Below are 21,239 nucleotides of genomic sequence, written 5' to 3'. Positions count from 1 at the left end.
CTATAAATTACTAATTGTTTCAGAAGAAAAGGACTGTACTTTATTCCTAATGGCCAAATGTGTATCGTAAAGTGGTATTAATTGATTATTTAAGCTTTTATAGAATTCAAAAAATTCCTTATAAATCCCATGGTTGGTTTGAGATGGATTGATAATTTTCCTTATCCTAATTATATTGGAGGAAGCTTCCTCCACATTACTATATTTACCCAATGCTAATATGAGAAGTATGAAAGCACCAACGGAAGTACTTTCAAAATTCTCTATAACCTTAATTCTTTTGTTCGTTACATCCGCCTTTATTTGATTTATCAAGTCAAATCTTGCAAGTCCACCACTAACTGACAACGAATCAACCTCAACACCATTTTGCAATATTAACTGAAGTAAATCATTGGTTACATAGGCCGTGGATTCAAAAACCGCTCTTGAAAATTCCTTTATTGTGCTGGCTCGATCAACACCAAAGAATGTACCTCTTGCATTGGGGCTATTGAAGGGAGCCCTCTCTCCCAACATAAACGGCAAAAAAATTATGCCATGGGCGCCAATGGAAATTTGATGTGCATTGTTCTCCATGATATAGTAGACGTTCTTATCGTTTTCATCATAGAAAGACTGTTTAAGCCATTCGATGATACCCCCTCCCAAATTATTGGACGCGCCTATTAAAAAATTATCGAACTTTCCTAGTTTTTGCGATAGAATTGGCCCCTCCTTTTCGTTCAAACCTTTCTTTGACAATACGCGCACGGATGTCACGGTTCCAGAAACATCACATGCAGTTTTGGAATCACCATCGTATGAACCGATTACTGCACATATAGCATCATACGTTGTTAAGATATATTTACAATTGTTATTGAACCCAAATTTATTTTTTATCAAACTACTCAATCCAAGAGAAAATCCTATTTCCTTTACGGTAGGCAAAGTAGATTTTTCAATTTCCAACTCTGATAGTATTGAGTCTAAATATTCGTTTTCATAATATAGTCCTTTGCTTGCATTCAGCGGGTCTGTAAAAACTTCTCCCGTAAAATAAAAGTTTAAAAATTCCCCCGCTCCCATCCAATGGGAAACATTTTCGAACACATGTGGTTTATTACGCCTAAACCACAATGCTTTAGATATTATTGAGGAAGGAGGGCAATTAATATCTATGGAAGAAAAGTTCCTTGAAATAGCTTCATTTACCAAATCCGATTCCATCTGTGCCCTTTTATCGGACACCATCATAACTTTAGTTATGGGAGAACCATCATATTTCATTCCATAAATACATGATGAACTGGTTGTTGAAGTTATAAATTCTATATTTTCTCGTAAATGGTCAATTGAGGAAATTTCATGCAATATATCCTCTAATTTAGAACGCCATTCTAAAGCATCCTGTTCTACTCGATTATTGAATAATTTGGAATACACTGGTTTTGAAGTCACATAAACCTGCATACCTTCTTCGTTGAAAACAATTCCCCTAATTGACTTTAAGCCTAAGTTTATTATTAAGTACATTATACTAAACGGTATATTTATTTAAATAACTTTCAAAAAGGCCAGACATTCCTTCAATCATATGTTTATGAAAGGTTATTTCATTATATAATTCGTTCTGTTCTGCATATTCCTTTATCAAATCCATAGTACACTTTTTTAATTGGGTGGAAATATTAATCTTAACGACCCCTAATGATATGGACTCCAGTAATATTTCTTCGGGCAAGCCAGTACCTCCATGTAATACAAAAAATTGGTTGGAAGGAAGTTTCTCGCTAGCATCTCTCATTATTGAAATATTCAACCCTTCCAAATTCTCGTAAAATCCATGTGCATTACCAATACCCAAGGCCATTAAATCTATTTCTGTTTCTTCTACATACCTTATTATTTCCTGCAATTCTGCATATGAGGAGCCTTCCTCTCCAAATCCGTCTTCCACACCTGAAACTTTACCTAGCTCTCCTTCCACTAAGCAACCTTTCCTTTTCGCATACTCAACTATAATGTTGGTGTTCTTAATGTTTTCTTCAATTGACATTGCCGAACCATCAAACATAACGGAATCAAATCCACTATCAATACAGAATTTTATGAAGTCCAAATCAATGCAATGGTCCAAATGAAAATAGGTGTATTGAGTTTTGTATTTGGATATGATATAGTGTACGGAATACTTTTCATCCAAAAATCTTAAAAATCTTTCCGAAAATTGAATAATAACAGGTACGCTTAGCTTATTGGCACTTTTTACACATGCCTCAAGCTGGTAAAAATTTTGAACGTTGAATGCAAAGGTTGATTTTCCCCGTCTTTTTAAATCATCAAGAGCTAATTCTAGTTTATGTTTCAATTTCTACTTTTTAATTGTTTTTTTTCTCAAAGGACCATTCTAATTTCTACTTAGCTGATATTACTAACACTTATTGAGTCAAGGAATTCTAAGATTTACTTAATTGAATAACATTTATAATCTAGAGTATTCTAAATTAGGTAATATAAAATCCTTTTGGGAAACATTGATATGCTCTGTAGGAACTTTCCAATCAATCTTCAAGGTAGTATCATTGAATACAATGCCTCCTTCAGATTGCTTATCATAATAATTATCACACTTATAAAAGAAATGCGCTGTATCTGAAAGTACCGAAAAACCATGTCCAAATCCTCTGGGTATAAACAATTGCCTTTTGTTCTCTTCACTTAATTCTACGGCAACATGCTCCCCAAACGTAGGCGAATCCTGCCTTAAATCCACGGCCACATCCAAAACGGTACCACTTAGCACCCGGACAAGTTTAGCCTGTGCAAATTTTCCAACCTGATAATGTATTCCGCGTATAACCCCGTATTTGGAAAAAGATTGGTTGTCCTGTACAAATTTTAACTTGTCTCCAATACCAGTATCAAAAGTCTTTTTGTTGTAAGATTCAAAAAAGTATCCTCTATCATCTTCAAAAACTCTGGGTTCCAATACAAAACACCCTTTTAGCTTTGTCTCGGTAAAAATCATAAGTCCTTTCTTAGTATTCCTAATAAATTCTTACCATAACCACTCTTCATCAGAGGCTCTGCCAATAGCTTAAACTGATTTTTATCAATAAATCCCATTTCATAAGCCGCTGCTTCTATGGCCCCTATTTTTAGGCCCTGTCTTTCTTCTATTACCTCAACAAATTGAGATGCCTGTAATAAAGACTGAAAAGTGCCCGTATCCAACCATGCTGTACCTCTGTCCAAGATACTTACATTAAGCTTTCCTTTCTGAAGATAGACTTTATTCACATCGGTAATCTCTAGTTCGCCTCTTAAACTTGGCTTAATATTCTTTGCAATGGACACGACCTCGTTGTCATAAAAATAAATTCCAGGAACCGCAAAATTGGATTTGGGCTCTATGGGTTTTTCTTCAATACTTATTGCTTTCCCTTCGTCATCGAATTCAACTACCCCATATCTTTCTGGATCGTGAACCCTATATGCGTAAATAATACCCCCATCAGGATCATTGTTGGATTGTAAAAGCTTTGAAAGGCCTGATCCATAAAAAATATTGTCCCCAAGAATTAATGCAACTTTATCAGTGCCAATGAAATCGGACCCAATGATAAAAGCCTCTGCCAATCCATTTGGTTCCTCTTGGATTTCATAAGAAAAAGAACATCCATATTTGGAGCCATCCCCCAATAATTCCTTAAACAAGGGCAAATCCTTTGGTGTAGATATAATCAATATTTCCCTTATACCTGAGTACATTAAAGTGGATAAAGGATAATATATCATTGGCTTGTCATAAATTGGCATCAATTGTTTACTTACCGATAATGTCAATGGATGAAGCCTGGTCCCTGAGCCTCCAGCTAAAATTATTCCTTTCATAAGTTGGATTTAAACTTGTACTATGAATACATTTTTTTATAGTATTCCTTATAGTCACCGGATGTCACGTTGTTTAACCACCCTGCATTGGACAAATACCAATCTATAGTTCTTTCTAGTCCTTCTTCAAATGTTACTGAGGGCTCCCAGCCTAATTCTTTATTTATTTTCGTTGCATCAATAGCATATCTTAAGTCATGTCCAGGCCTATCCTTAACGAAGGATATTAATTTTTCAGATTCGCCCTCTTTACGATTAAGCTTTTTATCCATCAAATTACAAAGCAGTCTTACCAAATCAATGTTTTGCCATTCGTTGAATCCTCCAATATTATAGGTTTCTTTATCTTTCCCCTTATGGAAAACCAGATCAATCGCTCTCGCATGATCTTCAACGAAAAGCCAGTCTCTGGTATATTTTCCATCCCCATAAACCGGCAAAGGTTTATTTTGAATTATATTGTTTATGAACAATGGAATAAGTTTTTCTGGAAAGTGATAGGGCCCATAATTATTAGAACAATTGGAAACCACAAAAGGCAAACCATAGGTTTCGCCATACGATCTTACAAAATGATCTGAACTTGCCTTTGATGCCGAATATGGGGAATTAGGGTCGTAGGGAGTATCCTCCGTAAACAAACCTTCCTCTCCTAAAGTACCATACACCTCATCCGTACTTACATGATAAAAACGCTTGCCCTGATAATTTGTCTTCCAATTGTTCTTTGCGGCATTCAACAGGTTAACGGTACCCATTACGTTGGTCCTTACAAACTCTAATGGGTCTTTAATAGACCTATCCACATGCGATTCAGCCGCCAAATGAATCACCCCTTCAAAGACGGTTTTATCAAACATTTCGTTTATAAAATTTTCATCAACGATATCGCCCTTCACAAAACAATAATTTGGCATGTTCTCAATATCTTTCAAATTCTCAAGATTGCCGGCATAAGTAAGCTTGTCCAAATTAAAAATTCTATATTCTGGATAGTTCAATACCATTCTACGAACAACATGGGAACCAATAAAACCAGCGCCGCCAGTAATTAAAATATTCATTTGTTCATGTTTTTATTCAAATACAAAGACTTTCTGTTAAGGTACATTACTGTGGAGAAGATAAAGAACAACATTAAAAATAATAGAGGCACAAAAACTATATTCTTTCCAAAAAATGACTTTCTAACTATTTGAGGCTTTCCAAAGTTGATGATACTTATAGGCTCTGATTGCTCTGCCAATTCCAGTTTTTTCGCTTCAATATCTCGTATCAATGCATTTTTATACTGGAATAAATCCGCAATATTTACTTGTTCCTGATTATCCAAAATAATCCGTTCACTTGAAACGGCACTGTTTCCCGAGGCTAGGTTGTTGGTATAATTGGTAATAATCTTATCAACCTGTTCCAATAAAACTTGATTTTGTTCGATTCTATTTTCTGCATTATTTCTTGTAATCTGTAGAACATCGTCAAAGTAGGAGTTGGAATTAATATAATCCATTGCTTTCTTTGCGAACTGAGTACCTAAATCCTTATTTTTATAGTAAAAGGTTATTCGATGGTTAAAGGAACTCTTGTTTTCCAGTTCTGCCCTTACAATATCAGCAATAGCATCCGTGTTTTCAAAGCTTTGTAATAATTCCAAATATTGAAGATCGGAAGCTGAGGCTCCCTCTTCCACCATTCTGCTCGCCGTTACCTCAAGTCCACTAAAATCAATATTTTCAATACCTATGGATTTGAAAAAGGCCGTGTCTCTCGCATTGATATTTGATTGCAATTCATCAATAACATCATACAGATAATTTTTGCTTTCCAACTGTGGTCTTACAATAACCTCCGTCTTTAATCTTTTTGAAACAATTTGGTTCAGTCCATAGCCTACCGCCAATCCCAACAATAATAAACCAATTAATATAAAAAAGTTCTTCTTCAAATAGAGAAAAACTCTCAGTATAAACCTAAAAATGGCATTGAATCCCTTGCCTATTAGCTGGAATAACTGTCCCAAATCGATTTCATCGGAACTGTCCTGATTTTTCATTGATTGATTTTCCGCCATGTTATGTGTTGAATATTTGCTTTAAAATACGATCTGTAATCAAATAGGTAGGCTTAACACCGGTCGTTCCCAATCCACCCGAAGCCAAAGTACTTCCTGTCTCCAAAGGATTGTCCGAAGCATAATAGGCATAGCGCACCTTTACATCTTCCCGTATGCTCTTTCTAATTTTCGAGGCCGATTGTATCGCCTTTTGATAATGTACCCCTTCCATTTCCAATCCTATAACGTTCCACGTGGACTCATGAAAAAACTTCAGGATGTCCTTGTTCTGGAGCGAAGTCCCTAAAACGGTTACCATGGCCCCTTCAAACACCTTTAGACCGTTCCCTTTAAAATCCTCGCTGCACAATTCATTGTTAAAAGGATAATTGTCTGCCGTTCCTTCAAAAATATGAGCAGAAGGTATCATGATATCTCCCTTGCCCCCTTCCAAAATTCCGGCCTTACCCATTATAGAGACGGAAACCACATTCAAAAAAACTTCCTTCTCATCCATTTCATAAGGTTTCAGAAACTCATCTATGGTTTCAAAAGCTTGTTCTCCAAAGGCATAGTCCATCACAAATATAACAGGTTTTTCTTCTTCACCTGTACTTGGAAAATTATAGCAACAGACGTTCTTATTGAACATCCCCGTATCAAATATTTGAACGTCAATATTGGTGCCCGATGAATCCGCAATGGATATCATGCCATTGGCCTCTGCAAATTCACGTACCTTCAAGCGTAAGGCCTCGTTACCCGGAGCGCTCAAAGCCTCATAAATTTCCAGTTTGCTAGCATTGGGAAACTCCTCTTTAAGGGCGTTGGTCGCGAAGAAGGAGTTCATGACACTATGCATGTTGGAGGAGATAATATGTATCGGCCTTTCCAAGAGACCATGTTCTTCCAGGATTCCTTTAATGTGGTTGGCCCATCGTTCCCCATGGATGTGATGTCCCAATCGCTCCCTCAGTAGGGCGCTAAAGGTTATGGAACGCTTCTCTCCCGTAAGTTCCTCCTCTATGGCCAATTTTCCCAACCAATATATTATACGCAAAAATCGCTCTGGGTCGGTTTCAGTTGCCAATTTATTGTAAACATGCAATACTTCTCCAAAGGACCTTCCCAAAATATTGGCCGTATGTATCAGGGCAATCTCCTTTTCAGATTGTTCCAACGCTTCCTTTTTAAGAAAGGCTTCCAGTTTTGACCAATCCCTGATGGTCTTATTGGATTCCGGTATCAGGACCTTCTTGCATATTTTTTCGGACTCAATGAACAAAAAAGTTAAATGGGTAAGAATGTCATAGATATCCGATCTGCCCCGGGTAATCTCAATATTCATCTGCTCATCGTCTATTCGGTAGCAGTTTCGCCTTCTTTTTGGAGGGATAATTGGGTCTATGTGGGATATTCCATATCCTTCGTCTGAAGTCAAGTTGATGAACCTACATTGTTCAATTCCTTCGGGAAGTCTTTCCAGAACGTACAGAAGACCGTTGAGTTCCGCCTTTTCCTCCCCTAGTGTTCCATATATTTCTGGACGAATGAGTAAAAGGGCATTTTTTAAGGCTTCGCCCGAAACACCTGTCGGTTTATAAAAGCCCCTGTTAAAAAGGTGGCGCATGGTGATGTACATGCGCTCTATGGCATTGGTGGATTCCTGTGCCCTGGTTGTTGTGACTGTTTTGCCCATAAGAGATTTCCCGCAAAACTACAATTATTATTTGGTATTGATCTCGCCGTATTTTCAGGCGATGAATTCCTTCAATTTATCGGCTACGCTTCGGTCGTTCGCCAAACGTTGCACCTTGTTCTGACCTCCCAGTTTCCCCATGGACTTCATGTATTCCTTGAACCCATTTTTCTTGATGGGCGTTATTTTTAAAGGCTGAAGGACCTTCCCTTCTATCAGATCGAAATAATAGCTGTTCTGTTGCTGTAAGGATTCGTCCAGAATTCTCTTGAAGGTATTTATGTCCGAAGGTTCCTTTTCGAATTCCACGAACCATTCATGATAGGGCAGCTCTTCGTTTTCCGGAGTAATTTGTGGCGCAACAGTAAACTCGTTCATTTTGGCATCCGTAGCATTCATTGCCGTTTGCATCGCTTCCTCAACCTCCTTTGCGATAACATGTTCCCCAAAGGCCGAAATAAAATGCTTGACCCTTCCGGAAACAATGACCTTGTATGGCCTCAATGAAACAAACCGAACGGTATCTCCAAGGTTGTATGCCCAAAGCCCTGCATTGGTTGATATAATCATTACATAATCCACATCTTTTTCAACTTGTTCTATGGTCAATCGTTTGCCCTCCTCTTTATGGAAATCATCAACCCTGATAAACTCGTAGAATATCCCGGAATCCAGTAGCAACAACATGCCCTTATCTTTTTGGGATTCCTGATAGGCAAAAAAACCTTCACTGGCAGGAAACAATTCTATACTGGCCACCTTCCTGCCAATGAGCTCCTCAAACTTTTTTCTATAGGGTTCGTAGTTGACCCCGCCATAAATAAAGAGTTCAAAATTGGGAAACAGGTCTCCAATATTCCGATTGGTTTTTTCCTTCAACTTCTCAAAATACATTTGTACCCAGGAAGGAATACCCGCAATTACGGTCATATCCTCGTCCTTTGTTTCATCAACTATGGTATTCACTTTGGTCTCCCAATCCTCGATGCAGTTGGTCTCCCAGCTTGGTAATCGGTTTTTCTGAAGATAATTGGGTACATAATGTGCGGAAATCCCGGAAAGCCTGCCCAATTTGATACCGTTCTTTTCGGTAAGTTCCGGGCTTCCCTGTAAGAAAATCATTTTTCCGTCCACAAAATCGGCCCTGCCCGTTTCATCGATATAACTGAGAATGGCATTTCTGGATGCTTCTACTTGGTGCTTTATGGATTCTTTGGTGATGGGTATGTATTTAGCGCCAGAAGTGGTTCCCGAAGTCTTCGCGAAATAAATGGGTTTCCCTGGCCATAAAATGTCCGGCTCTCCATCCACCACCCTATGCACATAGGATTTTAGTTCTTCATAGTCCCTAACGGGCACCCTTTCAACAAAGTCCTGATGCGTCTGGATACCATTAAAATCATGGTCCTCCCCAAATTTTGTACCTGCCCCTTTGGCCACCAGTTCCTTAAAGACCCTTTGCTGGGTTTTGTGCGGATTTTGGACCCATTTTTGGGTCTTGGCCACAATTCTTTTTGCGAAAATCTTGGCGGCAAAGGCTTTTAAGGACATGATAACTAATTAAAGTCGATAAAATTCTGGGGGTCAACAGGATTTCCGTCATCCCAAAGCTCAAAATGCAAATGTGGACCCGTGGTCAATTCACCTGTATTCCCAACAGATGCAATCACCTCACCCCCGCGCACTACCGTTCCTTGGAATTTGGCCAGCGATCCATTGTGCTTATAAACGCTCAAAAGACCATCCTGGTGTTCCAGGATTATAACATAACCCGTATCCGCCGTCCATTCAGAAAAAATAACGGTGCCATTGGCCACGGCCTTTACAGGGGTATCAATGGGTGCGACAATATCCACTGCGTAATGCTTACTTTCCAAATCATATCCCATGGAGACTGTTCCTGTAACAGGAGGAAAAAGGACTAGATTTTTCCTATTGGTGTCCCTTTCAAATAGATTGTATTTGTCCTCAAGGGCAACTTCAGCCCTTAAAAGGGAATCCTCCTTAATGGGCGAAAGGTCTACGGATGCGGGGTCCAGCTTAAATTGTTCGTACAAGGAATCCCTGTTGATTTCATTGTTCTCAATATCGCCCTTCAAAACCATACGGATATTATCTAAATACCTATTGGTATAATTAAGGGTTCTTACAAGGGAGTCCGTCTTATAGGTAAGCTCTGTGGCCTGTCTTTTTAGGGCGGTGGAGGAGTATCCTGGTATATATTCCCTTAAAGGGGTAAATGCAATGAGGAGGATGGTAAGGCCAATAAGGGCAATCATGAAGAGGGATGCCGTTACAAAAACGTTCAATCGGCTCAACTTGAAAGATATTTTTTCCTCAAAAGTACTTTCGTTCAGTATTACCAAACGGTACTTGTGGAGCAGCTTGCGCTTTATTTCCTTTCTTCTTTTTACTTTTTTGGCCATCTGAACAAAGATAAACTTAGAAATGTAAACTAGTACGTTAAACCTAAAAATAAGCAACGCCTAAAGTCGCTATGCAATTTCCGTAAGATTATTTGATACTGATTTCAACCTTTCATTGCTTAACGTTAATATTCTAGTTAGGTAAACTAGTTTTTACTACATTTGTTATCCATTAAATACTTTGTATTATGACAGTAGCGAATATATTCTTGGCAATAGGCCCATGGCAGATAGCAATAGTTGTTTTGGTAGTTCTTTTGCTTTTCGGTGGTAAAAAAATTCCCGAGCTTATGCGTGGCCTTGGCAGCGGAATCAAGGAATTTAAGGATGCTTCCAAAGAGGACGAGTCCCCTGAAAAAGAAAAAAAGGAATAAACATACATTCGAATACACTGAAAGGGCGTTATCCAATTGCGGTTAACGCCCTTTTTTTGTTGGATCTTTAATCATTAAATATGTTGTTGAAACTTCTTTGGACCCACGCATTTATTTAGGCTACACGACAAAAAACACCCCTTTCACAACAAAAAATAATCCATTATTGCCTTTAAAGGTATTTTCGAAAATAAATCCGTCCAAAACCTGTTATTAGACAACTAGTTTGTGAACGATTTTCGAAAATGATTTTTAAAGCATGAAATATATTTTATCCATTTGTGTATTTCTATTTTCCCTATCTATGGGAGCACAGGACTTTCAGATAGGACTGGCATCATCCAATACCGGGGCTTCAAACAATACTACAGATCAAAAATTCTATACGATAGACAGAACTGACGATGAGAGGTTTTTCAATGCCGCAAGGGCAAACAATATTCCTCAAAGAACCCTGACGGATATCGATGGATTCTCGAATGGCTATTATGTGATTGCAGGTGTTTTCAGCAAGGATAACAAATTGGACAAACAGGTAAAGAAACTTAATAAAAAGGGATTCAATGCCGGCTATATCAAAAATCCCAAAAACAAGCTTTACTATTTATACCTAAATCATTATAGCTCCTGGCAAAAAGCGATTGCCGATTGTAAGTCAAATTTTGACGGAAAATACGACGATGATGTTTGGATACTTAACATGGTAATCGATAACTCCTTTGACAATAGCGTCATTGCGAGTGAAAAAGAACTTTTGGAAAATAGGTTGCCAGAGGGCGGTAACATCATTTACTCCGATGCTGTTAGCTCCAACGGAGCAGCGACTAAAACAGCTACCGTGTATTATACCAATCAGGATAAAATTGACGAGTATAAAGAAGCCGTTTCTGGATTGCAGGAAAGCAGTGTTGCAAGTGCCGAGACCAATACCAACCAATCCAAAACGAACACTTCTCAATTAAGGGAACCTAAGAAGGAGATTTTGGTGAGACCCCTTGAACCGGAAGACGTGACCTATGATATGATACAGGAACAGGCTACGAAATCCGATTTGGCCGTCATGGAAGAGGAATTCCAGGACAACCCCGGCTCCAAATCCATTGAATCGGACCCTAATAAAAGCATGATCATAAAAAGGGCCGATGCCTATTTCGATAAAATGTGGTATGCCGAAGCTGCCAAACTCTACGAAACGGCTCTCGAAAACAATAAAGCCGAGCAATCTTACGAGGTACTTCAGAAGATTGCAGATGCCCATTATTTCAACACAAATATGGAGCAGGCCTACAAATGGTACAATACCATGTATGAGACTTATGGGGATCAAATGTCCGCCGATAATATTTTTAGGTATGCACACTCCCTAAAAGGTACCGGAAACTATGCCAGGTCCAAAAGATTGATGCGACTTTACAATAAAAAATATCAGGCCCAACTTGGCAACGCCACCGTTTCAGCTAACCAAAGGGAGCAAATTTTGGACCGACTAATAAATGCTGAACCAAAATTTGATATAAAGAACCTTGGCATCAATTCTGAGTATAGCGACTTCTCCCCTGCATTTTTAGAGCAGGACAAGGTTGTATTCGCCTCTGCAAAGGATTCGTCCGTATTTACGACCAGACGGTATAAATGGGACAACCAACCCTATTTGGACCTCTATACCGCCAAATTGAACGAGGAAACGCAAGAACTTCGTGATGCCATAAAGTTCAACAAGAAAATCAACACCAAATACCATGAGGCGGCAGTTACCTTTACCCCAGATAACAACACCATGTTCTTTACGAGGAACAATTATGGCAAAAAGCTGCGTAGAGACAGTAAGGGAATCAACCACTTAAAAATCTATAAATCGGTTAAGGTCGATGGTCAATGGGCCGAAGCTACCGAAGTACCTTTCAACAGCGACTCCTATTCAACAGGTCACCCCGTGCTTAGTCCGGATGGCAGGAAAATGTACTTCGTTTCCGATATGCCCGGAAGCATTGGTGAAACAGATATATTCGTAGTGGACCTCATGGAGGACGGTTCCTTCTCGGAGCCTAGAAACTTAGGTCCTGGCATTAATACGGCAAAAAGGGAGATGTTCCCCTTCGTGAACGGGGAAAAACTATATTTTTCTTCAGATGGCTATGTAGGAATGGGCGGTTTAGATGTATATGAGGCGGCTTTTGACGAGGATGGTGGATTTGCGGAGGTCAAGAACTTGGGCAAACCCATCAACAGTAATAAGGACGATTTCTCGTTTATCGTAAATGAGGAAAAACAAATGGGTTATTTTGCATCCAATAGGGACGGAGGCAAAGGATTTGACGACATCTATTCCTTTAAGACTCTAAAAATAGAGGAGGTTCCCGTGGTGAAAAATGCCATCGCCGGAGTAGTGACAGAACTCGTAACCGGCGATGTTATGCCTAGGGCGTTGGTAGAATTACTGGACGAGAACAATATGAAACTGAAGGAGGTTGAGGCCGGCGAGGATGGGAGTTTTATGTTCGAGGATTTGGATGCCAACACCAAATACACCCTCAAGACCACGCGCAATTCCTATTTTAATGATGAAAGGGAAGTTGCCACGGCAAATAACGACACCATAAATGTCAATATTCAAATGAGAAAACTTAAGGAAATGATTGCCGTTGAGGACGGTATTCGAAAACTTAAGACGGAAATGATCCATTTCGATTTTGACAAATCTTACATACGCCCCGATGCCGCCAAAGAATTGGACAAGCTTGTTAGCGTGATGAACGAGTATCCCCAAATGGTCATCAAGATAGAATCACATGCCGACTCAAGGGGTAGCGATGTCTACAACAAGTATCTCTCGGATAGAAGGGCCAAATCCACGCGGGAATATATCATATCCAAAGGTATTGCTCCGGAAAGAATCCAAAGTGCCATAGGGTACGGCGAGGAAAGACTGTTGAACGAATGTAACGGCAGTGTCCGTTGTACGGAAGAAAGGCACTACTTGAACCGTAGATCTGAATTCATCATTGTAGATTTGTAAAATCCATTTACATAAAGAATAAAAAAGGCAGAAACCCTCAGGTTTCTGCCTTTTTTAATGTGCCGAAGCGTATTGCTACCTCAAACGAATACATTTCAATTGAACGATAATACAGGTATTTCATAGATTTTTTAAAATATCCCTTTTTGTTTGCAGACTTTTTTATCCCTTAGTCTGATCTTTTTAGAAATATGTCTACGGTTTTAGAACTTTAGCTCTGTAACTTAAAAAACTATGATTATGGGGAATCTTTTACTTATCAAGGAAATTTATATTGAAGCCTTTAGAAACTGGAAAAGTTATATTCTGGAACACTATTTTAAGGTGTTTTCTTGGGCATGTTTTATACTAATTGCATTGGCGTTATATGCATTGATATTTAGAATATCTACAGGTTTTTCGTTTAGTAATCTTTAAGTGAGAATAAATATTTAAGCAAAAAAGGGCCCGCAAAATGTGGGCCCTTTTTTATGCATCAAGAAAGTATTCTACTCATTGAATTTTACGGTCTTTAAAATCGCCTCCAGCTCGAACATATAATCCCGTTTTTCGGTCGCCGGGGCAAAGGTAAAGCCTTCCAACACCAGTTTTCTGTTGTTTGGCTTGTCGTTTATGATATAGGTCAGGAACGGGCCTGCCATAGGATATGCGGACATTTCCCACCTTCCCCTAACCTCTGCGGCTTTCCTTCCGGCGACTTCCGCGGGAAAAACATAGGGTGAAAACGCCTTTTCCGTAATCATATGATTGTTTTTTCCGGGGATATCCTCCCCCGGAATAAACAGGTTTCCAATGGAATCGCGCATGCGTACAATGTCCTGGACAAAGGTCGAGTCGTTTGAAAATGTATCCCAGGGAACGCTGTAGGCAATAATGTTCATGTTCCCTTTTTGAATTTGCCTATCGATCCATACAAAATTCTCCTCTTCCCTTCCAACTTTATAAACGGAGGGTACATTCAAGTTGATGCCCAACTTTTCCTGCAAGGCCTTTTCCTTGCTTAAGGACTTCAAAAATTTCTTTTGTGCTTCCGCTATTTCCAACGCTTTATAATCGGTTATAAATTCGGGGGCCTTTTCATTTAAATTATCAATGATCTCTTGGTGGTTTCTTCCTTTGACCACACCAATCAACTGCGGTTTGGCATACATGTTACTCTTCATGTGGGCAAGGTCCAGGGAGTCTTCCATGACATATAAAACGGACCTTGTGTTCCGTACAGAACCCGAGAATATCTGATGGGGTATTTGTGTGATGCTGAATTGGGCTTCGTCCCAAGATAAGCCCAATGCGGGAGCGGCAAAATGTCTTCTGATATTGTCCCCTACCTCACTTTTCCAAAGATCGTTATTGATTACAACCGTAAGGGTATTATAGGCGCCAATGGATTCCGGTAAATAATCCTGTTGCTTATTCTCCTTGCAGGAAGCAAAGATCAAGATGGTCAATAAAAATAGTGTTCTGATTTTCTTCATTTTACATATCTAATTTACGATGAACAATCGCACAGTTTCAATTTTGTGCCCGGTTTTAGATTATTACCACTAATACCGTTCCATTCTCGTAAATTTTCGATACTAACTCCAGGATATTTTTTGGAAATCGTCCATAGGGAATCCCCACTGCGAACTTCGTGTACTTTTATGTTGCTCGATATTGAACCTTTTGAAGGGGTGTTCTTTGGTTTTACAGCGGCAACGGGCTGTTTTTTGGGAAAAATGGTCAATCTCTGGCCAATCCTAAGATTATTGCTCCTTAAGCCGTTCCATCTTTTTATTTGGCTCACACCAACGCCATAACGCTCCGCGATCTTACCAAGATAATCACCACTCCGTACCCTATAGACCACTTCTCCCTCCTCGGCCTGCTTTACAAGCTCCTGCAATGGACTTTCCTTGCTGTTAAGCTCCTTTTCCACATGGGCATAAATAGCCTCCTCATTGGCCACAAACTTGCCCATATGGCTTCTGGGCAAACGAAGGGTGTAGTTCTTTCCTTCCACATAAGGAATGGCATTCAATTTATAGGACGGATTTAAAATCTTTAGTTCTTCTTTGTCAATACCTACCAACTCAGCTATCTGGTCGAACGTAATGAGGCTTTTTACGTGTACTGTGTCGGTCTCAAAATACGGCCTGTCCACCTTTTGCCCCTTTAGACCATGCTCTTCCGCATATTCAAAAATATACATGGTGGCCAAGAATGCCGGTACATAGCCCGCTGTCTCCCTGGGCAAATAGCTTCGAATGTTCCAATAATTCTTATATCCGCCAGATCTTCTTATGGCCTTGTTGACATTCCCTGGTCCCGAATTATAGGCGGCGAGCGCCAAATCCCAATCCTGAAAAATTTCATAGAGTTTGGACAAATATTGACAAGCTGCCTTAGTAGATTTAATAGGGTCACTGCGTTCGTCTACATAACTTGTTACGTCCAAATTGTACATTTTTCCCGTTCCGTACATAAATTGCCATAAACCCGTGGCACCCACCCTGGACCTTGCTTTTGGGTTCAAGGCAGATTCAACAATGGACAAATACTTCATTTCTAAAGGAATATTGTGATTGTCCATTTCTTGCTCGAATAAGGGAAAGTAAAACTGGCTCGCGGTCAACATTCGCTGCATAAGCCCTCTTCTTCTTGTCAAAAATGATTTGATTACATTTTCAAGGGAGGGATTGTAAGCAACATTAAAAGGGGTTTTTTGGTTTAATTTTTCCAACCTGAGTTTTAATGTATCCGTATTCAAATCCAGCACATAGGTCGAATCCGGCTCCAAAGTCGTTACGTCCTCATAGATGGCCTCAAACAGAGGGGCATTGGCAATAAGTTCCTTCATCCAAAGACTATCGTACTTTGCAGCCTGGGATTGGTCCTTGAGGTCATACCTCTGGGTTTGGTCTGACTTCACCAAGATAAAGTCATTATCCGGGATGGAATCCACCGCCGAAAGGTCTATAACCTGTTCCGCCTGTAACGTGGCGGAATCATTTTCAATCTGGTTTGTGACAATTGCCTTCTTGTTTTGAAGGTTTACGGAATCTTTTTGCTGTGCCGATAAAAACATTGGAAACGCAAAAAAACCAACAAGAAAAAAACTACGGATGTGCAACTTGTTCATAGAGCGAAAATTTTCTTAGCGGGACTAACGAAAATCGTACATTTTTCCTTTAGAATAAAATTTTCTTTCTTAAAATGTAGATTAACCCGTTAAACTCCGTTAATCGATAACGCCCTGTCTACTCGTTTATTGCAGCGATTCCTGGCAATGTCCTTCCTTCCAGGCTTTCCAACATGGCCCCTCCTCCCGTGGAAACGTAGCTTACCTTTTCCTCAAAGCCAAATTGCTTGACTGCGGCAACGGAATCGCCCCCTCCCACAAGTGAAAATGCACCATTTTGGGTAGCCTCATCAATGAAATTTCCAACAGCTATGGTTCCCTTGGCAAAGGCATCCATTTCAAAAACACCTACGGGACCGTTCCATAGAATCGTTTTAGCGCACAAAATCACTTTTTTGAAGTTTTCCAGCGTTTTGGGACCGGCATCCAAACCTTGCCAACCATTGGGTATGTTGTCTACATCCAGAACCTTGGTTTTCGCGTTTGGACTGAAATCATCCGCAGCGATTACGTCTAAAGGCAAATGCACGTTTACTCCCTTTTCCTTTGCCTGCTTTAGGATATCCATGGCCAGTTCCATTTTATCGTCCTCGCAAATGGAATCGCCAACGCTGCCTCCTTGTGCCTTTACGAAGGTATAGGTCATACCCCCGCCTATGATAAGGTCATCCACCTTATCCAATATGTTCTCTATGATCGTGATTTTGGACGAAACCTTGGCCCCTCCCAAAATCGCCAATACAGGCTTTTCACCCGTCTGCATTACTTTTTCGATGGCGTCGATTTCCTTGGCCAATAAGTACCCAAAACATTTTGCCCCTGGAAAGAACTTGGCAACAATCGTTGTTGAGGCGTGTGCCCTATGGGCAGTACCAAAGGCATCGTTTATGTAGACATCGCCCAATTTTGAAAGTTTTTCCGCAAAAGCCTCGTCACCCTTCTCCTCTTCACTGTAATACCTGAGGTTCTCCAACAACAGCACCTCCCCGCTTTTTAGTTCTTGGGCGGCCTTTTCCGCTTTTTCACCAATACAGTCGTCCACAAACTTAACTGAAACTCCAATTACTTCGGAAACCTTGGCACAAATATGCTTCAAGGACATGTCCGGATTTCTTTTGCCATCGGGCCGACCAAGATGGCTCATAAGAATCGCGCTGCCTCCATCTTCCAATACCTTAATGATGGTTGGTTTGGCCGCTTCGATCCTGTTGGCATCCGTTACTTCAAACTTTTCGTTCAAGGGTACATTAAAGTCAACCCTGATCAAAGCCTTTTTATTCTCAAAATTGTGGTCGTCTAATACTTTCATTGAATGGTACTTTAAATTGAAAGGCAAATGTAACCATTAATAGGTATCGTTAAAACCTTCCCCAAGAAATTATGGCTATTCTTTCCTGCTCCAAAAACAATTATATTTGAAGCCATGCTATTCAAGGACGTTTTAGGGCTCCCCCATATAAAGAACCATCTCACATCTAGTGCTGATGCCGGAAGGATTCCCCATGCGCAATTGTTCGTAGGCCCCGAGGGGTCCGGCACCTTGCCCATGGCTTTGGCCTATGCCCAATATTTGATATGTGGCAACCAAAATGGCGAAAATGAGGGCGGCAACGCCGCCTGCAATCTAAAGTTCAGTTCCTTTGCCCACCCAGATGTACATTTCGTCTATCCCGTTGCCAATACGGAGCAGGCTAAAAAACATGCCGTAAGTGACAATTTTAGCAAGGAGTGGCGGGAGTTTTTGGCCGAGCAACCCTATGGAAACCTATTTGATTGGTACCGATTGATAGATATTGAAAAAAAGCAGGGCCAGATCGGGGTGGACGAGGCCAAGGAAATCGTAAAAAAGCTATCCCTCAAATCCTATGAAGGCGGTTTTAAGGTCATGATCGTTTGGATGGCCGAAAAATTGAACACCGCCGCATCGAACAAACTTTTGAAGTTGGTAGAGGAACCACCGGAAAAAACGGTCTTTCTTTTACTTTGCCAGGATGAGGAGCAAATTCTACAGACAATACGTTCCAGATGCCAGATTTTGCATTTTCCACCTTTGGCAGAGGACGTTATCGCCGATGCGCTTCTCAAAAAAGGGGCATCCCAACAAGAGGCGATGCAAATCGCCCACGAAGCCAATGGAAACTTCAACAAGGCACTTGACCTTTTGAACAAGGACTCGGAAGATCTGGTGTTCGAAAAGTGGTTCGTGCAATGGGTGCGCAGTGCCTTTAAAGCGAAAGGAAACAAAGCCGCAATACACGAATTACTATTATGGAGCGATGAATTGGCGAAAACCGGAAGGGAGACCCAAAAAAAGTTCCTACACTATTGCATTATGGTAATGCGCCAGGCGCTGCTATTGAATTACGGGGTGCACGAACTGGCCTATATGAAGATTCATGCCGATGGCTTCCAGTTGGAAAAATTCGCGCCCTTTGTGCATGAAAACAATATCCTGGAAATAACCAAAGAACTGGAAGATGCCATATTTCACGTGGAAAGAAATGGCAATGCGAAGATTATATTTACGGACCTATCCATTCGCCTTACAAGGCTACTTCATAAAAAACCGACTAAAATACCTTCTTGATGGAAACGATACAGGAATACGCTTCTGAGCTCATTTTGCTTCTTTTTTTGGCCTTGACCTTTTTACAAAGCGGGGCCGATAAAATATTCGATTGGAAGGGCAATATAGGATGGTTAAAAGGTCACTTTTTAAAAACGCCGTTCAGGAATTCCGTTCCTTTACTAGTGGGGTTTATCCTAGCGCTGGAACTAATTACGGGGATTGCCTCATTAATGGGCATTTATGGAATCCTAAGTTCCCAAAATACATCCATGGCTTTTTGGGGGGCTCTTTTGGGCTGTATCACCCTTTTGATGCTGCTGTTAGGGCAACGGGTGGCAAAGGACTATGACGGTGCCAGGACGATAGTGATATATCTCATGCCCACCGTTTTTCTGTTGTTTCTGCTCCAGAACTAAAAAAACCTCCCAAGAATAGGAGGTTTTGGAGGCATCGAGCGGATTCGAACCGCTGTACAAGCTTTTGCAGAGCTCTGCCTAGCCACTCGGCCACGATGCCCTTTTTAAAATGATTGCAAATTTAGTAAAAAATAATCCTTTTGTTTTAAAGGAAACGAAGTTTGTTTGAAATAATAGACCCATTGCCGCTCTATCATGGATCTATCAGAATTTATTCTGCTTTTGACTCATCGAGTGGATTAGAACCAGTATAAAACCCTTATAAAAGTTTCGCCTTCCAGTTCGGCCCTAATGCGACAATCCTATTTTCCTCTCTTAAGAGATAATTCTACCAGCACCTTTTGTACATCGCCGTTTATGGGCGGGTTTACCTTGGCAACTGAAATTCTCGATTTTTTTACCATTGGGAGTTCCTTAAAAATACGGTCCCCTATTCTTTTGGCCACATGTTCTAGTAGTTTGGAGGGAATGCCCATTTCCTCCACCACAATCCGGTTTATATGAACGTAATCCACGGTGTCCTTCAGTGCATCGGATACGATGGCTTTGGAGAGATCTGCCTTGACCTCAACATTTACCAAATAATCGCTTCCGATTTTTGTTTCCTCAGAAAGACACCCGTGATATGCATATACCCTAATGTTATCTACCCTAATAATCCCCATGATCCAATTATTGATTCGATCACAAACTTAAAACAAAGATGGGTAAATCAATAGGTACACCTACAATTGCTGATACCTTGGAATAGATCCACACCAATGGTAACTACATGGGTACCTGTACTATAGCCCAAAATCTCGTTCAAGATTATCTGATAGGAGTATCCAAAATAAAAGTTGCTTTTCTTTAACCCTAGTATCGGCGCTATATAGAGCGGGTTTCCAATCTGGTCGTTCAAGAACCTGTAGGTAACCCCGGCGTAGTAGTAGTCCTCAAAATCGTACCATCTGAACTTTACGTTCAAATCCGTTTCGGACCGTCCATCGCTTTCAAAAATCTTGAACAACATAGAGGGTTCAATTTCCAAATTGCTTGTTCTGCTTTTGGTATATCTATAGCCCGTATACACATAATAGTTTCTCAATTCATTGGGCTCGTCTATGTCAAACGTAAGGTCTCTTGGGTCTTTGTCCAAAATATTGGAAGCATTTGCGGCAAAGTAAAACTTGTCATATCGATACAAAACCCCCACATCAAAGTTGTGGTTGGTCGTTTGCCTGTTGTTTACGATTCCATTATCGGGAAAGTCGATAAGATTGAACTGATCAATGTCGATATTGAACTGGTTGAAATTATAGGAAAGACCAAAGGATAGAAACTCGTCCTCATAGCGGTCCAAGGTAAGGTGGTGGGCAAAAGAAACCCTGGCGCCCCTTTGCTTGGTATATCCGTTTGAATCGTTATATAAAAACACGCCCACCCCGGATTTTTCCCCAATCCGCATATCCGCGGCCAAGGATTGCGTCCTGGGAGCATCCTTTATGCCTACCCATTGTGCCAAACCATTGAGCCGTATCTTAACATGGTCTCCAATCCCTGCATAGGTGGGGGCCAATACAAACGGGTTGTCCGCCAGATACTGGGAGAGTTGTGGGGAATTAAGTTCTTGACCTCTTACGAAGAAGGCGCTTGTGATAAGTGCTAAGGTCAATAATCTCTTAAACATAGTATTTAGGTTAAGTT

General features: G+C 40.4%; 19 protein-coding genes and 1 tRNA gene. 5 read left to right on the top strand and 15 right to left on the bottom strand.

Going from position 1 to position 21,239, the window contains the following annotated elements; genetic code table 11:
- The 9 genes from ACZ41C_RS07305 to ACZ41C_RS07265 all read right to left on the bottom strand — a co-directional run bounded on the left by ACZ41C_RS07305 (window position 1) and on the right by ACZ41C_RS07265 (window position 10,057).
- On the bottom strand, window positions 1–1,518 hold the full coding sequence (locus ACZ41C_RS07305; protein ID WP_464565219.1) for an FGGY-family carbohydrate kinase: 1,518 nt from the start codon (window positions 1,516–1,518) through the stop codon (window positions 1–3).
- A gap of 4 nt (window positions 1,519–1,522) precedes the next feature.
- Window positions 1,523–2,353 carry a class II fructose-bisphosphate aldolase gene (locus tag ACZ41C_RS07300; RefSeq protein WP_464565217.1) on the bottom strand — a complete coding sequence of 277 codons (831 nt, stop codon included), beginning with the start codon at window positions 2,351–2,353 and terminating at the stop codon, window positions 1,523–1,525.
- 114 nt (window positions 2,354–2,467) lie between these two features.
- Window positions 2,468–3,013, bottom strand: a complete 546-nt coding sequence (rfbC, locus tag ACZ41C_RS07295; protein ID WP_464565215.1) for a dTDP-4-dehydrorhamnose 3,5-epimerase — start codon at window positions 3,011–3,013, stop codon at window positions 2,468–2,470.
- A complete protein-coding gene (gene rfbA / locus ACZ41C_RS07290) occupies window positions 3,010–3,879 on the bottom strand; it encodes a glucose-1-phosphate thymidylyltransferase RfbA (RefSeq protein ID WP_464565213.1) in 870 nt (289 codons plus the stop codon). The genes rfbC and rfbA overlap by 4 nt, the downstream gene beginning before the upstream one ends.
- Before the next feature lie 20 nt (window positions 3,880–3,899).
- Window positions 3,900–4,943, bottom strand: coding sequence for a dTDP-glucose 4,6-dehydratase (gene rfbB / locus ACZ41C_RS07285; protein ID WP_464565211.1), 1,044 nt, complete (start codon window positions 4,941–4,943; stop codon window positions 3,900–3,902).
- Window positions 4,940–5,932, bottom strand: coding sequence for a hypothetical protein (locus ACZ41C_RS07280; protein ID WP_464565209.1), 993 nt, complete (start codon window positions 5,930–5,932; stop codon window positions 4,940–4,942). Before ACZ41C_RS07280 ends, rfbB begins: the two co-directional genes overlap by 4 nt.
- Before the next feature lie 19 nt (window positions 5,933–5,951).
- Window positions 5,952–7,631: a DUF6909 family protein gene (locus ACZ41C_RS07275; protein ID WP_464565207.1), complete on the bottom strand. Its 1,680-nt coding sequence runs from the start codon at window positions 7,629–7,631 to the stop codon at window positions 5,952–5,954.
- A gap of 54 nt (window positions 7,632–7,685) precedes the next feature.
- The gene (locus ACZ41C_RS07270) at window positions 7,686–9,182 is read right to left on the bottom strand and encodes a GH3 auxin-responsive promoter family protein (protein ID WP_464565205.1); all 1,497 of its coding nucleotides are present in this window, start codon (window positions 9,180–9,182) and stop codon (window positions 7,686–7,688) included.
- A gap of 5 nt (window positions 9,183–9,187) precedes the next feature.
- Window positions 9,188–10,057 carry a M23 family metallopeptidase gene (locus ACZ41C_RS07265; protein WP_464565203.1) on the bottom strand — a complete coding sequence of 290 codons (870 nt, stop codon included), beginning with the start codon at window positions 10,055–10,057 and terminating at the stop codon, window positions 9,188–9,190.
- 188 nt (window positions 10,058–10,245) lie between these two features.
- Here ACZ41C_RS07265 and tatA point away from each other — a divergent pair, with 188 nt between their 5' ends.
- From tatA to ACZ41C_RS07250, 3 genes are all read left to right on the top strand, one after another.
- On the top strand, window positions 10,246–10,431 hold the full coding sequence (tatA, locus tag ACZ41C_RS07260; RefSeq protein WP_138256644.1) for a twin-arginine translocase TatA/TatE family subunit: 186 nt from the start codon (window positions 10,246–10,248) through the stop codon (window positions 10,429–10,431).
- 259 nt (window positions 10,432–10,690) lie between these two features.
- Window positions 10,691–13,447, top strand: coding sequence for an OmpA family protein (locus tag ACZ41C_RS07255; protein WP_464565201.1), 2,757 nt, complete (start codon window positions 10,691–10,693; stop codon window positions 13,445–13,447).
- Between the two features lie 234 nt (window positions 13,448–13,681).
- A complete protein-coding gene (locus tag ACZ41C_RS07250) occupies window positions 13,682–13,864 on the top strand; it encodes a DUF6747 family protein (RefSeq protein ID WP_464565199.1) in 183 nt (60 codons plus the stop codon).
- Window positions 13,865–13,935: 71 nt separating this feature from the next.
- On the opposite strand, the gene ACZ41C_RS07245 is transcribed toward ACZ41C_RS07250, so the two are convergent.
- The 3 genes from ACZ41C_RS07245 to ACZ41C_RS07235 all read right to left on the bottom strand — a co-directional run bounded on the left by ACZ41C_RS07245 (window position 13,936) and on the right by ACZ41C_RS07235 (window position 17,877).
- Window positions 13,936–14,922: a DUF4837 family protein gene (locus ACZ41C_RS07245; protein WP_138256645.1), complete on the bottom strand. Its 987-nt coding sequence runs from the start codon at window positions 14,920–14,922 to the stop codon at window positions 13,936–13,938.
- A 14-nt stretch (window positions 14,923–14,936) separates the two neighbouring features.
- Window positions 14,937–16,568, bottom strand: a complete 1,632-nt coding sequence (locus ACZ41C_RS07240; protein ID WP_464565196.1) for a LysM peptidoglycan-binding domain-containing protein — start codon at window positions 16,566–16,568, stop codon at window positions 14,937–14,939.
- Between the two features lie 118 nt (window positions 16,569–16,686).
- Window positions 16,687–17,877, bottom strand: a complete 1,191-nt coding sequence (locus ACZ41C_RS07235; RefSeq protein WP_464565194.1) for a phosphoglycerate kinase — start codon at window positions 17,875–17,877, stop codon at window positions 16,687–16,689.
- A 114-nt stretch (window positions 17,878–17,991) separates the two neighbouring features.
- Between ACZ41C_RS07235 and ACZ41C_RS07230 the strand changes: the two genes are divergently transcribed.
- Window positions 17,992–19,155 carry a DNA polymerase III subunit gene (locus tag ACZ41C_RS07230; RefSeq protein ID WP_138256647.1) on the top strand — a complete coding sequence of 388 codons (1,164 nt, stop codon included), beginning with the start codon at window positions 17,992–17,994 and terminating at the stop codon, window positions 19,153–19,155.
- The gene (locus ACZ41C_RS07225) at window positions 19,155–19,553 is read left to right on the top strand and encodes a DoxX family protein (protein ID WP_138256648.1); all 399 of its coding nucleotides are present in this window, start codon (window positions 19,155–19,157) and stop codon (window positions 19,551–19,553) included. Before ACZ41C_RS07230 ends, ACZ41C_RS07225 begins: the two co-directional genes overlap by 1 nt.
- A gap of 26 nt (window positions 19,554–19,579) precedes the next feature.
- Here the strand turns inward: ACZ41C_RS07225 and ACZ41C_RS07220 are convergent.
- The 3 genes from ACZ41C_RS07220 to ACZ41C_RS07210 all read right to left on the bottom strand — a co-directional run bounded on the left by ACZ41C_RS07220 (window position 19,580) and on the right by ACZ41C_RS07210 (window position 21,222).
- Window positions 19,580–19,653, bottom strand: a tRNA-Cys gene (locus ACZ41C_RS07220).
- 202 nt (window positions 19,654–19,855) lie between these two features.
- Window positions 19,856–20,218: a dihydroneopterin aldolase gene (folB, locus tag ACZ41C_RS07215; RefSeq protein WP_464565191.1), complete on the bottom strand. Its 363-nt coding sequence runs from the start codon at window positions 20,216–20,218 to the stop codon at window positions 19,856–19,858.
- A gap of 47 nt (window positions 20,219–20,265) precedes the next feature.
- Window positions 20,266–21,222: a PorP/SprF family type IX secretion system membrane protein gene (locus ACZ41C_RS07210; protein WP_464565189.1), complete on the bottom strand. Its 957-nt coding sequence runs from the start codon at window positions 21,220–21,222 to the stop codon at window positions 20,266–20,268.
- Window positions 21,223–21,239 lie beyond the last annotated feature (17 nt).

It is taken from the genome of Maribacter sp. C-4077, from assembly GCF_055378385.1.
Note: the sequence above shows the minus strand (reverse complement) of the source record. Positions and strands in the feature narration are given on the sequence as shown.